General features: G+C 55.4%; 4 protein-coding genes and 1 pseudogene. All 5 read right to left on the bottom strand.

The window, feature by feature from the left end:
* Positions 1-158: 158 nt before the first annotated feature.
* Entirely contained in the window at positions 159-6,329 is a 6,171-nt protein-coding gene (shdA, locus tag ABVN44_RS16950; protein WP_063054194.1) for a fibronectin-binding autotransporter adhesin ShdA, read from the bottom strand.
* A 658-nt stretch (positions 6,330-6,987) separates the two neighbouring features.
* Positions 6,988-7,206 (bottom strand): annotated as a pseudogene (locus ABVN44_RS16955) (hypothetical protein); the annotation flags it as partial.
* 158 nt (positions 7,207-7,364) lie between these two features.
* Positions 7,365-12,965, bottom strand: a complete 5,601-nt coding sequence (gene ratA / locus ABVN44_RS16960) for a DUF823/DUF824 repeat adhesin RatA (protein ID WP_072065490.1) — start codon at positions 12,963-12,965, stop codon at positions 7,365-7,367.
* A 119-nt stretch (positions 12,966-13,084) separates the two neighbouring features.
* Positions 13,085-14,053 (bottom strand): SinI family autotransporter-associated protein, encoded by a 969-nt coding sequence (locus ABVN44_RS16965; protein WP_023231847.1) that lies wholly within the window; start codon positions 14,051-14,053, stop codon positions 13,085-13,087.
* A 57-nt stretch (positions 14,054-14,110) separates the two neighbouring features.
* Positions 14,111-16,303, bottom strand: coding sequence for an intimin-like inverse autotransporter SinH (gene sinH, locus ABVN44_RS16970; protein WP_023231848.1), 2,193 nt, complete (start codon positions 16,301-16,303; stop codon positions 14,111-14,113).
* Positions 16,304-16,455: the final 152 nt, after the last annotated feature.

Consider the following 16,455-nt stretch of genomic DNA (forward strand, 5'->3'; position numbering starts at 1 on the left):
AACACACCCCCACCCTTTGTAGCTCGATGTTGGGTTTCGACTTCGCCTCAGCCAACCTACGCGCCACGTCGGATAAGGTGTAGCCATAATCTGACGATCAACCGGTTTGTCATTCGCCTCAGAACCGGGCAGGGAACGCCCGCCCGGTTTTGTCTAACTTACCAGTTATAGCGCAGATTCAGGCTACCGTTCAGATCGCCAAAATCATTGCTGCCAGTCTGCCCGGCAACCTGAGCGCGAACGCTCCACTGCTTATCGATATCTGCCTGCAGACCCACTTTCAGCTCCGCACGGTTAGCCGGAAGATCCTGTTTCACCGTGGCATCATCAAACGATACCGACACATCATCGCTGGTGTGCAGCCAGTTAGCTTCAGCAAACGGCTGGATAACCGTACGGCTGCCTTTGTACAGCTTGCCGTCAACACGCAGACCCAGACGCGTTGTCCAACTGTCGCCATCCTGACCATCGATCCGGGTGCCGTAGTTATCTTTCACGCTATCCGCTGAGTAATTCTGCCAGACAACCTGCGCCTGCGGCGTCAGACTGACAGTATTACCGTTGCTAAGCGCAATATCGTAGCGATAACCGGTTTCCAGCGAGACGGCGTTAGCGGTTGAATCGTAAGATTCAGAACCCGCATCACCGCTCTCTACGCTGTTGTTGTAGAAACCATATTGGTACCAGCTGTCGACATACGCGCCGCTATGCGTTTGGGCATCGGCAAACCAGGTGGCATAGACACCGAGGTTGTAGCCGTCTACGTTGGCGCTACTGGTGAACTGGCTACCGTCTGCGCCACGGTTACCGGTGCTGTCGGTATCGGCGTTGATGTAGCTCGCCATGACGCCAACGGTAACGCTCTGCTGGCCGTTACCCCAGGCCAGAATGTCGCCGCCTAGCTGGAACTGGGAGTAGTTGCTGTCCATATCGATATTGCCGCTGACAGCCTCGGATTCCGCTTTACCCGCTTTGAAGCGCGCCCATACGCTGCCATCGGCATTACGATACTGGCTGCCCTCGCGGTCATAGAGGGTCTGCATTTGCAGGTTGCGCGCCATCCACTGGTTGCCCATGTACGCGCCGATATCCGCACGGTACTGCGGTGCGACATCGCCGCCATCGTCCGGAGGCGTGACATCGCCGCCGTCGCCGCCGTCGTCCGGAGGCGTGACATTACCGCCATCGCCGCCATCGTCCGGAGGCGTGACATTACCGCCATCGTCACCGCCATCCGAAGGCGTGTCATCACCGCCGCTGTCGTCATCATCAGACTGTGCTTTTGACGCCAGATACCAGTCGTTGTCACTTTCATTCCAGTACAGACGGTAGGTATAGAGACCGGCGTTAACCTCATTTTTTAGCTCAAACGCATCGCTGGTCGATACGCCGCCAACATCCACCACTTCGATACCGTTAGTGGTCTGTGCTCCATCGCCGATGCCGTTGATGTACAGATCGGTGGTGCCGGAGGCATCGCCGGTAATCACCAACTTATCGGTCGCCGAATCATCGTCGCCCAGGACGGTATTCAGGTAAAGCGAGCCGCCGTTGCCGGTGTAATTGCCATCAACATAAAGCGTATTGCCAGGCGTGCTGGAGCTGCTACCGCTGGTCATTGTCCCCATGTTGATCAGATCGCCATTGAGGGTGAAGATGGCGCCTGTTTCCTCGCTGTCGCCAAAGACCAGCGTCCCTTCGTTGGTCACCTTACCGTTAACGGTCGTACCATTGCTGCCGCCGAAGGTTGCCCCGGAGGCGACGTTCACCGCCTGCTGGCTGCCCATCTCGCCAATCGAGCCGTCTCCGGACAGCCACAGCGTGCCTTCCTGTACGTTAGTATCGCCGGTGTAAGTGTTCGCGCCGCTCAGCGTCAGTTTACCCGCGCCCAGTTTGGTTAGCGATTTACCGTCCCAATCGCCGTTGCCGGTTTTATCGCCCAGTACGCTGGTGACTTCAAAACTGTCGCCTGCGCTCAGGGTAAACGTGCCGTGTGCTGGCGTCGCTGACGTGGCGGTCGCATTCCAGCTCAGCCCTTCAGTAAGCAAATATTCTGACGCATCTGCAGGATTGATTGTCCCGGTTACGGTCAGATAGTCCGGCTTGTCGATGAGGTTCATCGTCAGGCTGGTAAAGTCGCCGCTGATATCGCTGTCCATATCCATCAGTTTAAAGGACTGGAACTCCGCGTCGGAGGCGCGCGCTTGCAGGCTGGCGTCGCTGACGACCAAATCGCCGCCAAGCGTGGCGCTGCCGCCGGTGATCAGCGGTTGCACTGAGTCACTATTCAGCTCAACGTTCAGCGTACTGCCATCTTGCTGAATTAACGCGCTGTCGCCGAGATCCAACGAGGTGCCGAGCGCCAGTTGGGTCGTCGCGCCGCTATGAGTGGTGATGCCGCCCACCGCGCTGACTTCACCGTCTACGTCCAGCACCAGCGTGGCGTTATTGTCTACCAGACCGGTGCCCAGCGCCGTCGTACTGGCGGCGACCAGCGTACCTTCATTGATGGTGGTGCCGCCGCTGTAGTCGTTGTCGCCGGAGAGGATCAGCGTGCCTGCGCCTTCTTTGGTCAGCGATTTACCGTCCCATCTGCTACCCGGATCCAGCGTGTCATCAACGTCTGTCAGTGTAGCCGCAACGTTAAAGCTGCCGTCAGGGTCGCTCAGGGTAAAGGTGCCGTGGGCGTCGGTAGTGGCGTTGTCTCTGTCCGCATACCAGGAGAGGGAGGCCGTCAGGTCATAGTTGGTGTTGTCCGTTTCATCGACTTTTCCGTCGATAGTCAGGAAGTCAACATCTTCGCGGTTCATCCCTGCAATGGTCAGATCGTCGAAATCGCTCGTAATGGCGCTGTCGCTGTCAATCAGCGTGTAGGTGTATGCCTCAGGCGTCCAGCTGTCTGTGACGTTGCCGATACCGCTGATGTTGAGCGTGCCGCCCAGCGTGACGCTGTCGGCGGTAATCATGGCGTCGTCGGTGGCCGCGCCGAGGTCAATACTTAACGTACTGCCGTTTTCCTGAGTAAGCTGGCTCGCGTAAAGGGTGCTGCCCGCCGCCAGCGCGGTCGTGGCGCCGCTATGGGTGGTGATGTTCGCAAGCTTGAATGCGCCGTTGGCATCCAGCATCAGCGTACTGCTGTTGTCGATATTGCCGCTGCCCAGCGCGTTGACGTTGGCGGCAATCAGCGTGCCGTCGGCGATGGTGGTATCGCCGGAGTAAGTGTTGTTGTCCCCGCTTAACGTCAGCTCGCCCGTACCGGTTTTCACCAGCGAACCGCTGCCGGAAAGCGTATTTTTCAGCTCGCCCTCGCCAACCTTAAGCACGCCGCTGTTGTCGATATCGCCGCTGCCCAGCGCGTTGACGCTGGCGGCAATCAGCGTACCGCCGGAAATAGTGGTGCCGCCGGAGTAAGTGTTATCGCCGCTTAACGTCAGCTCGCCCGTACCGGTTTTCACCAGCGAGCCGCTGCCGAAAAGCGTATTTTTCAGCTCGCCCTCGCCAACCTGAAGCACGCCGCTGTTGTCGATATCGCCGCTGCCCAGCGCGTTGACGCTGGCGGCAATCAGCGTGCCGTCGGAAATAGTGGTGCCGCCGGAGTAATCGTTATCGCCGTTTAACGTCAGCTCGCCCGTGCCGATTTTCACCAGCGAACCGGTGCCGGAAAGCGTATTTTTCAGCTCGCCCTCGCCGACCTGAAGCACGCCGCTGTTATCGATAGCGCCAGTGCCCAGCGAATCCGCATGGTTAGCAATCAGCGTACCGTCGGAAATAGTGGTGCCGCCGGAGTAATCGTTATCGCCGTTTAACGTCAGCTCGCCCGTGCCGATTTTCACCAGCGAACCGGTGCCGGAAAGCGTATTTTTCAGCTCGCCCTCGCCGACCTGAAGCACGCCGCTGTTGTCGATATCGCCGCTGCCCAGTGAATCCGCATTGTCAGCAATCAGCACACCGTCGTCAATGGTGGTGCCGCCGGAGTAATCGTTATCGCCGTTTAACGTCAGTTCGCCCGTACCGGTTTTCACCAGCGAACCAGTGCCGGAAAGCGTATTTTCCAGCTCGCCCTCGCCCACCTTAAGCACGCCGCTGTTGTCGATATCGCCGCTGCCCAACGAATCCGCATGGTCAGCCGTCAGCGTACCGCCGGAAATAGTGGTGCCGCCGGAGTAATTGTTATCGCCGGTCACGATCAGCTCATCGCTACCGCTTTTGACAATTTGGCCCTCGCCGGTCACGTTGTTATCCAGCGTGCCCTGGCTCAGCGCAAGCGTTGCGCTTTCTGCAATCGTCACATCGCCAGTGCCGAGCGAGGCGGCGTCTTTGGCAGCCAGAATACCGCCGTCAATGACGGTGTCGCCGTAGTCGTTGCCGGTGTTGCTGAGGATCAGCGTGCCGTCGCCTTGTTTGGTTAGCTTGCTGCCGTTCCAGTTGGAGGTAGCCGTGGTTTCGTCCAGTTCGCTGGTGACGGTAAAGGTACTGTCTGCATCAACGGTAAAAGTGCCATGCGCAGCGCGCGCAGAATTTGCGCCCGCGTACCAACTCAAGCCCGTAGACAACTCGTAGTTGGTATTATCATTCGCATCAACGCCCGCGTTGATCGTAAGGTAATCCGGCATAGCGGAAGTGTCGGCATCCAGCGTTACGCTGTCAAAATCGGTAGTGATCGCGGTTTGCGAATCAATCAGCGTGATCGATCCAAAGTGTTCGTCGGTTTCGGGCGCGACAAAGGTGGCCGTTGAGCTAAGGTTCAGCGTCCCGCCCAGCGTGACGTTGGCGGCTTTGATAATTGGCGAGCTGTTGGCGGTATCCAACGTCGCGTTTATCTGGCTGTCGTCCTGCAAAGTCAGGGTATTGTCCACCGTCAGCAGCGTACCTGTCGAACCGCTCGCGTTGCCCAGCGTAATGCCGCCGTTGTTGGTCAGGTTGCCGACGGTTGACGGGTCGGTCATGTTCCACTGGCTGGTGTCGTCGAGCGACAATGAACTGTTCAGGCCGTTGACGCTCCCTTGCAGTGAGGATTTTTCGGCCAGCGACAAGGCCGATACTGTGCTCCCCGCTTCAATGTTGCCATTCAGCGTTGTGTTTTTGGCCTCTACGGTTGCCGCATTATCCAGTTTAATAGCCGTTGGGCCGGTCAATGTGCTGTCGGTTAGTGTAATGGGCGTTTCTATCACCGTGTTTTTATCAACGTGCAGCGCGGCGGCGTCTGATGAAGTCACGTCCGCATTTTCGACCGTCAGCCCGGAGATATTGCTGTAAAAGGTGCTACCTCCCGTGGTCATCAAAATGCCATCGCCTTTGGCTTCGACGGTGGCACCGTCAATGTTGACGGAAGATCTCGCGCTTTTAATGCCTATGCCTTCGGATTTAATGAACATTGAGCTTTTATTGTCGCCGGAAATATTCACCGTTGAGGCGTTAGCGGCCTCAATGGCGGCGCCTTTGGCATTATCGTGCGTGACGGTAGAGTTCGTAATATCAAGAACGCCCTTGTTGGACGCGATAACAGTACTGTCTGTACCCGTGGAATTAACTGCACTACCGTCCACCTCCAGCCAGGTGTTGTATGTCGTATCGCCAACCACACGCACCTGGCCGTTTGTCAGCGTGATTGTGCTGCCGCCCTCAATTCTCAGCGTACTTCCTTCTTGCGATGTTAAGTCACTGGTATTTTCCGTTGTCGCCTTAACCTCAGTCCCTATCAAGGTTGCTTTTGACTCGCCATTGAGCGTCAGGACACCATAGTTCCCCCCGATCTGGATGATTCCCCCCGTTAGTGTCATGCTACTTTGTTCTTTGAGATCGATGCCGGCAGTGTAGATTCCTGTCGTAGTGATTTGTGCGTCGGTAAGGTTAAGCGTCGCCCCTTTGTTAAGCGAAACCGCCGTGCCGATCGCACGAGTACTACCTGAGAGGATGTCTCCACCGCCGTCTGTTTCAATCACAACATCCGTGCCTGTACCCGACGTTGCCTGCCAGCCCCCCTTATCCGTTGACAGACCTTCCAGAGACAGTGCTGTACCCTGGCCGGTACCTGAATAAGAAATTGGAGACGTTTCTGTGCTCAAGTCGTGCTCGGTTCCGTCAATGTAGGATACCGGATTATCGGCCATGGCCAGCGGGCTGAAAAATCCGAGCGCCGCAGCCACGGCGCAAGCCAGCACATTGCGCGTTGCTTTTATTATTTGTCCATATTCGGACTTTTTGTTTGGGGAATGGGTTTCACTCACGCATACTTGCGCTTTAACTTTGCTGTGGCCTCGCGCCAGTTCTGAAGCCACAACATACATATTTCGCACGGCGCTCCAGACAATACTGTAGGTCCTGTTCAATTTTTAAATTTCCTTTTAATAACGTTCACGAAGCAAACTGGATTTTGATTGGCTGTAAATAGCTTTTAAATGGTGTATATAAATGAGATAAATAATAAATGATAAAAATATGGTTTTATGAATGATTGCAATCACCTGTAACAATATATTATCAAAGCCAAATTATTAACCAATTTCAAGGCCTATTTCAATATCGGGTCAATTTTTGATTAATTTATAATTGATATAAATATATCCATCTCTTTTATATATATTTATATTGTGAATATCATTTAATGATTTCATATATTGAGATAAATAGATGCGCGAAGCAAAAAGGGGTAATTATCATGCGACACCTGGCGTTATTTTAAATATACTCGTCATACTTCAAGTTGCATGTGCTGCGGCTGCGTTCCCTCACCCCAGTCACTTACTTTAGTAAGCTCCCGGGGATTCGCTCGCTTGCCGCCTTCCTGCAACTCGAATTATTTAGAGTATATAGGTAGCGCCAGATGCGTAATACGTTACTCCACACACGTCGCATAACCTGCTGTGCTTGCCGGCTTAATGGCGCAGTTTTGTTGCCTGGTATTCTCATCCACGCCGCAATACATGCCGCCGCTCGAGGTTGATTTAGATAAACAGGGATAGCCCTGCGTCGGCCAGCCTAACGAGCTACAGGATTCGCCGCATCAGAGCGCAACTGAACGCTACCCTGATATACCGGGATCGTTACACTATCGGCCTGAGGCGGAGTGCCGTTAATAGCCGCAGTTTGCTCAGTGAGTTCCTGCCATGCGCCGCTGCTTCGCACGGCCTGCGCGAAGAAAGGCGTTAAACTGAGGGCGCATAGCAGCAGCCAGAATAAAAAACCGACACACTTTTTCGATTTCACTGACGTACCTGAGAAAGGTCCATTTCGTTGCAGTTCATTCCATGAATACAAAAACGTAAAAATGCATCGCTACCGGAACAACGCCAGCCGCAAGGGATACCCAGGTTGGGCGACGCAAAGCGTCACCCAACATTCAAATGCGCTCCCGGCCCCATTCACTACGGCACCCGGCACGAGCCAAAGCCCGCGGTAGCCGATTTTTCACGAGTACAGGTTGTCTGGCCGGTCGTTTCGTTAAATGAACAGTAGTACTTATTGCTTTGACCTTCATCTTGCGACACATAATCCCAGGACGATGTCGTCGGCCATTGCAACGTGCCGATAACGCTCTGCAACGCTTTCAGATCGTCCAGCGAGGCTATATTTTCCTGCGATCCGCAAAGATGCGTCAACGACGTTTCCACGTGCTGGGACTGATAATAATAGTTCGACCCCCAGATTTCATTATTAAACGGCCAGGTATCCCGGGGCATGGCAGAGAGCTCGGCTTTCAGATACGGGCGGCGCAGCGTAACGCCGTTCACCTGCACGGTATCCGGCATATGACCCCAGTATGACGCATACGGCGTGTCCGGGCTGGTTTGTATCGTAAAGATTGCATCCACGCTCGCCGCCTCATCAAATTGATTCGCAAGCGCCGCCGTGACAGACGTTTTTAACCCCAGCGATTTATCCTGAGTTAACGTAAACCGCAACTTACCGTCATCGCCGGTGAAGCCAGACCATTTTGTGCTGAGGCCATTCTGGTTATTAAACGCCACTGCCGTACCCGCCACAGGTGAAATCGGCGTCAGCATCATATTCGCCGGCGAAGTTGTAAACGGAACCGGCTCGCCAATCACGCCTGGTTCAATGTATTGCTTATCCACCTCACCGCGCGAATAAGCGTATTCACGCGTCAACAGTACGGCCACCCCGGCCTGCGGCTGCCCGTCGTCGTTAGTCACCGTTACCGTCATCGGTATCGTTTCGCCTTTTTTCGCCACGGCCGCTGATTTATCGGCGTTCCATGCGTCAGAAGAGAGCGCGATATTCAGCCCGCTGCGCGATGTTGTCAGGCAGAGTTGTAAGTAGTAGTTACCCGGGTTTTCCGACATGCTGTAGTCTCTCCCCGTCTTGAGATCTTTATACTGCCAGTAAAGGGTTGAGCCTTTCAGCAGGCTATCGCCAGCCCACCACCGCTTCCCGACGGGCAATCCAATATCGGTCGCCACCTTGCCGCCTGGGTGATCGTTGTACAGCGCCGTGAAATCATCCATCGCAGCCATCTGGTTCATCGGACATCCGCCGTAATTACCGGTATTAAAACTATTCACCATGACCCAGTATTCATTGGTTTCGAAATAGGTATCCGTGTGCGCCTCCGATGAGGGCTCGCCTACCACCAGCGGGCGCTTAAACTCCGCACCGTTGCTGGCGGTGAAGGTCTCCGGCATATGGCCGTACATGTTGGCCTTGTCGCTGTCCGGGCTGGTGAGGACGGTGAACACCACCGGCAGCGTTGAGGTCGCCGTCGGCGTATCGTACAGACTCGCGGTCAGCACGTTTTTCAACCCTATGCCGCCGGGTTCGGCAAGCGTCAGAGTCAGCGTACCGTCCGCGCCGGTGGCGCCGGTCAGAACCGATGTGGCATAGTAAAACTGTTGCTGCGCACCGGCGAGCGGCTTTACCGTCATATTGGTGCCGTTAGTGGCTACAAATTTTTTATAGTCGGCGTTGCGCGGCGTCCCGGCGTCGCGTTTAAGCGAAAAAGTCGCATAAGGCACCGGGTTGCCCATCGCATCTGTCGTGGTGATGAGCAGCGGGATCGACTCGCTGTTTTTCGCCTTCACCGCCTGAATAGCGTCATCCATCGCCTGCGGGGAGGTGAGGGTAATCAGCGTGGCCTGCGGCATCGGCGTCGTAGCGCAAATTTGGTACTGCCAGGCAGTGCTGGGCGAGCTGTTTTCTGACCGACGCGAACCATCAGCCAGATCGACAACGTAATAGAAGTCAACTTTTGCCCCGCTGGAAAATGACGTCGAGTTCGATCCGCTCCAGTAAGAATAGTAGACCGGCCAGCCCTGGGCGGTATTTATCGTTCGGCTCGGGTATTTGCTGTAGAGCGAATCCAGCGCCTCAACGGCAGGGTAATAGCCCGCCGCGCAGCGGGCCGGATTTGCCCCTTCACTGGCTGGCCCATGAAAAACCGCCCAGGTTTCGTTGGTTTCTTGCTTAGACGTAGTATTGTCCGTACTGGACAGCTCAGCGAACAGCAGCGGGCGCTGGTACACCGCGCCATCCGCCGCCGTCAGCGACGGCGCCATATGCCCCCACATGCGGGCGACGCTGACATCCGGGCTGGTGACGACGGTAAAGATGGTGTCGATGCTGGCGCTCACGGCGGCATTTTCATACAGCGTCGCGTTAATCGCGGTGCGGGTGCCGTGGGTGTCCGGGCGGGTAACGTTAATAATGCGGGTGCCGTCAGGGCCGGTCAGCGACCCCATTTTAGTGGTGGTCCAGGCCAGCGATTCGCCGTCGATCACCACGGGCGTCACGATGCCTTGCAGATCGTCGCCGTCCTGAGCGGTATACTTCTCGCCCCGGCGGTCGTAGCCGTCGCCGCGAGTGAGTACAAACGGCGCTTCCGGGATCGGGTTGCCGCTGGCGTCCTTCACCGTCACCTTGAGCTGCATCGTCTCGCCCTTTTTCACTTTGACTGCATGCACGTCGCTGCCGTCGTACCACTGCGACGGATCGACCGGTTCAATGGTGATGGCGGCTGGTACCGGGTTGTCGCTGGCCAGGCAACTGGTGTAAATCGAGACGTTGCTGTTGGCAAATTCACTGCCGTTCGCCAGCGCAATCAGTTTCCACGTGCTGGCGCTCTGGAAGGTGGACGACCAGTAGTTCAGATAGACTGGCCAGCCCTGAATGCCGTTAATTTTGCCGCCGCTGTTGGCGTTATACAGCGCCTCAAGCTGGTCGATGCGCGGCAGGCGGTTCGCCGCGCAGCCGCCCGCCTCCGGGTTGCTCGCCGCGTCGGTGTGGGCCACACGCGTCCAGGTCTCATTGCTCTCGTCTTGGGTACGCAGCGGGTTGCTCACTTCACCTGCCAGTTTGGGGCGCTCAAAGGTCCAGTCGCCCACGGTAATCGTGTCGGCCATATGGCCCCACATTTTGGCTTTTGCCGTATCCGGGCTGGTGGCGACGGTAAACTTCACGCTGCGGGAAATCGGCGTGCTGATTAATGAATCGACGGGCGTGATGTTTAACGGCGTCAGTAACCCCACGCCCTTATCCTGGGTGAGGATAATGGTCGCATCGCCGTTGGCGTCGGTAACTCCCCGATAAACCTGCCCGGCAATATAGCCGACACCGTCAAACTGCATCTCGCCGTTGCTGGTATCGGTAAAACCGGTCGTCAGCCCGTCGCGCCGCCTGCCGTTATCCATGGTGATGGTGAAGTCGGTATTGCCGATTGCCATGCCGTTAAGGGCGTTGCGCGAATGGATGTTGAGCTTAACCTGTTCACCCACTTTGGCGTCGGCGTTTTTGATCACCGGGTCGTCGTTGAAGTAGACGTCCAGCACTGCCACCATTTCGTTGGCCGAGCAGGTCAGGTAGTTCGGCGTATCGGTAAATTTGCCGCTATCGCCGTTTTCGAGGTTGACGTGTACCGTCCCGGAGGCGTCATTGTCGGCGGCGATGAAATAATCTTCGGTCGGCCAGCCGTGCTCGCTTTCCATCTGTCCGCCCGCATGTTCGCTGTACAAATGCGCCAGCGACGACTGATCCGGCACCTGGCCGGTACCGCACTGCGCGGTGGCCGACGCCACGGAGTTAAATGTCGCCCACTGTTCGTTGTTTTCGTCGAACTGGCCGTCTTTATGGCTGGCCTCCACCGCCAGCAGCGGACGTTTGTACAGGTTGCCCGCATCCACCACGCCGCGCATATGGCCCCACATGTTGGCGCCGTCCACGTCCGGGCTGGTGACCACGGTGAAAATCACGCTAAAGGGCAGCTCGACGTTGCCGCCTTCATCGTCCGGCATCACGATGCGGATAGGCGTTTCGACCCCCATACCGCTGTTGTGTTTTAACGTCAGATGCGCCTGGCCGTTGACGTCAGTCACGCCGGTATAGTGCTCCGGCGAGGAGGCGCTCATGCCTTCGGAATCGACGGTGACCCGCTGGTTATCCCACGCGTCCTGGTGCTCCCCTTTGCGGTTTGTCGCCGGATCGATAAACAGCTCCATATAACGGTAAGGCAGCGGTTTTTGCGTGTCCCGGTCGACTACGGTCATCGTCAGATTGATCTCGTCCCCCACCTGCGCTTTATACGGCCCCACCGGAGAAAGGGTAATCTGCGGGTGCGCCGCAGGCTGGGCTTTATCCACGCAGCTGACCAGCAGCGTGTCGCTGTTGGCGGCCCTGACGACCGATGCGCTGTTCATATGTACGGCAGCGTGGTAGTCGCTCATCTGATCTTTGGTCGACGACCAGTATTCGGCATCGTCCGTCGCCGGCCAGCCGGTGTACGTCGCCAGTGTGCTGTGCTCATGCCTGAACGCCACCAGTTGTTCGGCATCCGGCAGAATGTTGCAGTGGTTATCGGCGCCGCTCCAGGTAAACTGCGCCCAGGTTTCGTTGGTATCGTCGACGCGGCTATCCGCGCCGCTCGCTTCCGCCAGCAGTTTCGGGCGGGTGAAGGTGTAGGTTATACCGTTCAGCGTCGCGGTAGCGCTCTCTATCATGTGGCCGTACATATTGGCCTTATCGCTGTCCGGACTGGTGATAGTGGTGAAAATGACGTCGACATTGTCGGTCAGCGTGGGATAGTTTTGCGAAGAGACGATAAGTCGCGTTTTTACCCCCGGACCGTTCTCTTGCGTTACCACCACCGTGGCGTTGCCCTGCCCGTCCGTTACACCATGATATTCTGTTTGCGCAGTTGTTAACTCGGTATTGCCAACGCGCACCGGGTTAGCGTTATTGACCACACCCTGGCGATTTATTGCATCCTCGCGACGGATCACAAACGGCGCATTGATCGCAGGTTCGCCATCACACGCTTTGGTGGTGACAGTAAGAGTAATACTTTCTCCGACCTTAACTTTCGATGCTTCAAAACTGGCATCGACATGATCGCCGCTCACAGAAACAGGATCGCTCACCGCTGGTTTGATATTCAGCGTCACTTTCGGGCTTAACAGCGGAATGGTCGCATAATTCGGCACCCCGGTATTCGTAAAGAGCCACAGCGCGGGAACGTTGGTTTCATCTTCCACCTGCGCCCAGGCCACCAGCTGTCGCCCGGCGAGGTTTTGGGCGCAAAAGGTCAGGTTCGGAACCGGCTGCGGCGAGAGCGGCGTATCGGGCGTGGCGGCATCGGCCCATACCAGCCCCATAGCTGGCGGCTGGCGGTTTTCCCAGGCGATGGTGGGCGGATCGCTAAAGAGATCGCCTTCGGTATCGGTGGAATTGACCGCCCGCATCGAGGTTGAGGTAGCATCCGCGCTAAAATCGCGCGGCATGGCGCTGAATTCAATATCGTGGGTTTTGGTAGGGTCGAGCAGTATACTGCCCTGATACAGGGGGATGATGGCGCCGTCGGCCTGCGGTGCGGTGCCGTTAACCGCGCCGGTCGTCGAGTTCAGCTCTTGCCAGGTTCCGCCCTTCAATAGCGCCTGCGCAGGCGCGATCGACGCTGCAAACATGACCAGTAATGTCAGTAAGAAATGTACAACTTTATTCACTTGCCGATTCCTGTCCATGAGCGATAGCCACCCGTTTTCATTCTCTGTCGTAATTCAACCCACTTTGCTTAGCGCGCGGCTAAGCAAAGTGCGCGGAAAATACCACTCCCCGCGGGGAGTGGTATGTTGAGGACAACTTATTTGCGTTTGTAGTCGATGGACAAAGCAAAGCCCTGGACACCGTCGCTACCCACGGTAACGCCGCCTTCCGCACCCTCGAACGCTGCTTTCGCGTCGGCGTTGGTGACAGGGATGACAAGGTCTTTATCGTTCCAGCTTTCGTTGACAATACCGCCGGCACCAGTACCTGCTTTTGCACTGGTCCCCATGAATTTCCAGCGGTAGTCATACTGGCTGGTAACCTCTTCACCGGTATCGTATTTACCTGCCGTACCACCCTCTTTATCTTTCCACAACAGAACCTTATAAGTTGTGTTGGTTTTGAGCGGAGTAGAGGTACCCAGCAGGTTGGTGGTTGAGCCAGACTCGTAGATCACAACATGGACGTTTTCATCCACCACCGGACCTTCCGGAATATCGTCGTCATCTGAACCACCACCCGCATCGGTCGACAGGTCTTTCAACAGCAGTTCGGTTGCCACGGTCGGGTCACCGGTGGTGGTGGTCGGCGTGATTTTGATACCGATATAATGGTCTGCGTCACTCGCCTGAATTTCATAGGTATCGCTACCTTCGGTGCCAATCTCTTCGGGATTGCTACCATTCTGGTCGCTGTATCTCATCCACTGTAGCGTCAGTTTCGTGGCGGCGTTGTCGGTGTCAAGGTCGCCTTCCTTATCGCCAATCGCCCAGTTCACCGTGACCTTATCGCCAACGTGGAACTGCTTATCGCCGTCGGTCGTAATGGTCCTTGAGCCGCGCTCGATAGTTACCGTTACGTGATCTTTGTCGGTATCCGCGGTTTTATCCGCCGCACGGGTAATCCACGGCACCGTACCCTGAATGGTGCCCGTCTGTTCAGTGGCACTCTGCCACTGCCCCGATTTCAGATTACCGTTTGCCGCCACCGCTGGCGCGGCGCAATATCCGGCAACTACTAATGCTAAAGCGACCTTCGTCAGCCGCCGTTTTACTGTTGCTTGCATTCAGACTCTCCTTTTTCTCCAAATTCAGCGGCTGGCTGGTCAGCCATAACGCTGACGCTATTTCTGGCTATACGTAACGCGTATGCCGTAACCCTGAACGCCATCTTCCTCATTGGCGGCAAACTTCTGCGCCGCCTCTTTATTGGTTACTGGCAGGACAAGATCTTCATTCATGGTGTTGGCCAACGCGCCGGTATGTCCGTTTGTACTCTGCCCGGTAAACTCCCACTGGTAGTCGTACAGCGCCATCTCTTCTTCCGTGAGCTGCTCGGACATCTGAAAAACATTGTCTTTATTTTTGTCGCGCCACAGCAGGAAACGGTAAGCATTATTGACCGTAGGGTGCTTATCTTCTTTGCCGATAAGGTTGACAGGGTTGGCGGCTTTGACCTGATAAATCACCGCATTCAGCGCGCTCAGGTTGTCGCCGATAAAAGTGACATCAACGTAGTTACTGTCGCCATAGGCGTCTGCTTTCGCCTTCCAGCGGAAAGTGCCTGGCAGGGTGCTGGAAAGCGTCACCGTCCCCGCTTCTTTATCACGACTGGCAATAAACACGCAGGGGGTTTCCGTGGTGCAGGGCGTCTGGGCCAGGGTGACTTTTTTATCATTGCTGTCGTACAACACGGGCGTCATGGCATCGTCCACCAGTTCGTTGCCATTGCGATCCGTGGAGTCGCCAAAGGAATCGGTGATCAGGAGATCCATCACCACGCCGTCTTCGCCATCAGCCAGCGCGCTGGCTTCATGGCTGTGATCGCTGCGATCGGTATCGGCAATGTTGTCGACGATCAGCTCAATTTTGCGATCCTGCTGGACGGTGATTTCCACCACGCCGGAGTTCTGCTTATTGCCCTTTTCGTCTTCCAGCGTCATGCGTACTTTCCAGGTGTTCAGGGCGATGCGCTGCTCTTCGGTATCGGCGTTAACCCAGGCAGGAAGCACCAGATTCCAGCTGTTATTGTTGCCTTCGGTTAACGCATTAGCTTTTACTACCGGCATCACCAGCGTACGGGCGGCGTTGTTTTTCGCCTGCCAGGAAGCAGAAATAATTTTGTAATGGTGGTTAATCAGCGCGTTGACCGTCCACTTACATTTCTCCAGCCCCACCGCGGCCTCAGGCGTATCTTCAATCACGCATTCCGGGTGTTCGTTGGTGGCGTCAGCCTTCAGCCACAGCGTGACGTCCAGCGGATCTTTCTCGCGATATTCGAGAATGATGAAATTGTTACGATCGACAAAATCGGTGCGGCTGCCCATTAAGGAGTGCTGAATTTTAACGTTTTCCGGATCGAGTTGCGCCGCCAGCGGCGTACCTATCTGGTAGTTCACGGTCGCGTTAACGCTAAAATCGTTACTATCGCCAGTACCGGCTTTGTAATCCGTACCAACCGTGACCAGCGGTACCGGCGTATATTCCAGCCCCAAAGTGACGGCATGAGGATCTTTTTGCAGATTATCGGTGCCAAACAGCGCTACTTCATCGCCGTAGTACTGTTCGTAAACTAATTTAGCGCCAAGCTGCGGATAAAACGGCAGCCAGCTTTCCATGCGGATATCCCAGCCGCGCGCGGGTCGTTCTTCATAAAAGTCGAAATCTTCGGAGTCTTTCCAGTCAGAAAGAGGATGGTAATAGTTGCCGGAGAATTTCAGGTAATCCGTCCAGGCTTCGGTTCCCAGACCTAATCGACGGTGACCGCGCGTAAAATCGTAGTCATAGAATGCGTTGCCGCCAAGCAGCCAGTTGCCGACGTTCTGGCGAACGCCAAGCCCAAAGTTACCAATGGTGCGGTCTTCCTTACGCTGAGCCGAAATCTGGCTAAAGAAAAGCGTGCTCTGATTGTCATACCAGGGAATAAAATAATCCAGCGAACTGCCGTCCAGATCGCCACCTTCGCCCACGGTGAGGCTGGTACGGATCTTGCCATAAGGTGACATTACGCCTTCAAGATATGACTGTGCTGAGGAAGTGATTTGGTTTTGCAAATAGCTACGCGCCTGGGATTCCAGCGCTTCCGGGGTGAGATTATCAAAGCCCTGGGTGGCGGAATTAATAAAGTAGTCAGCGCCCTGTTCTTTAAAGGACTTTCCTTTATTTTCCTGTTCTTCTTTTTTCGCGGATTCGCTGGCTAAATCAGGCAGAGAGGAGTGGCTTTCATCATTTGCAGATACAGAGTTATCTGCGCCGGAAGCCGCAACTGAGACTCCAGACACTAATAGCAAAACCAGAATGCGAATCCTTCGCACCATATGATATCCCTGTCGTTAAATAAACACGCCTCGATGAAAAGATATTATATGGATGATTCAGATGGAATCATAACTAACAGGCCTAAATATATTCCTAAAAAGAAAATTTTAATATGAAACAGACTTATAATATTGATATAATAAATAAAAAG

The organism is Salmonella sp. SJTUF15570 (assembly GCF_043357055.1).
GTDB classification, from domain to species: domain Bacteria; phylum Pseudomonadota; class Gammaproteobacteria; order Enterobacterales; family Enterobacteriaceae; genus Salmonella; species Salmonella enterica.

Bases quoted from the DNA above. Each gene is read 5' to 3' on its own strand.
- ABVN44_RS16965 (WP_023231847.1), bottom strand. From the start codon at position 14,053: ATGCAAGCAACAGTAAAACGGCGGCTGACGAAGGTCGCTTTAGCATTA.
- ratA (WP_072065490.1), bottom strand. From the start codon at position 12,965: ATGGACAGGAATCGGCAAGTGAATAAAGTTGTACATTTCTTACTGACA.
- sinH (WP_023231848.1), bottom strand. From the start codon at position 16,303: ATGGTGCGAAGGATTCGCATTCTGGTTTTGCTATTAGTGTCTGGAGTC.